1 protein-coding gene is annotated in these 902 nt (G+C 47.7%); it reads left to right on the top strand.

Features of this window, described 5'->3' with window-relative positions; genetic code table 11:
• Positions 1 to 902: phenylalanine--tRNA ligase subunit beta (locus ACS8FC_RS15680; protein ID WP_439297452.1), on the top strand; the 902-nt coding region annotated here is incomplete at both ends.

Raw genomic sequence — 902 nt, 5'->3', positions numbered from 1 at the left:
GATGATAAGACAGGGTTTAAGATCAAAAAAAGCAAATTACGCGGTGTTGCCTCAAACGGCATGCTATGCGGCGCCTCTGAAATTGACTTGGTCGATGATATCGATGGCTTGCTTGAATTGCCTGAAGATGCACCAGTTGGTACCGATATCCGTGAATATTTAGGTCTAGATAATCAAATATTGGATATCTCTATCACCCCAAACCGTGGTGATTGCTTTAGCGTTCGCGGTATCGCTCGCGAGATTTCAGTCATCAATGACTTGCCTGTACAGTTGCCAGAGATTCCTGACAATGTAGTCGCTTCTGATAATGGTGCAACGCCCGCTGTAACCGTTGATGCGGTAGAAGCGTGCCCTCGCTATTTGTTGCAATCTATTAGCAATATCGATCGTAGTATCGACACCCCAAAATGGATGCAAGATGCATTGGTACAGTCCGGACTACGTTCACACAACTTCTTGGTCGATATGACCAATTATGTGTTGATGGAATTGGGTCAGCCGCTACACGCTTTTGATGCTGATACTATCGAAGGTGATATTGTTGTGCGTTTGGCACAGCCTGATGAAACCATTACTTTGCTTAACGAGCAAACGGTTACGCTAACCGGTGATGAGCTTGTGATTGCTGATGACAAAGGTGCTTTGGCACTGGCTGGCGTTATGGGTGGTCAGCGTAGCAGTGTCACCGATAGTACGACCAATATCGTGGTAGAAAGCGCTTTCTTTAATCAACTGGCTATCGCTGCGCGCGCACGCCGTTTTGGATTGCACACCGATGCCTCGCAGCGTTTTGAGCGTGGGGTCGATTTTGAATTGCCAAAACTTGCCTTGGCACGAGCTTGTGATTTGATCACAACCATCACGGGCGGCGAAGCAGGTCAAATAGTCACGGCCGAGCA

Source organism: Psychrobacter sp. 1Y4 (assembly GCF_051847555.1).
This window is presented reverse-complemented; position numbering and strand designations above follow the sequence as displayed.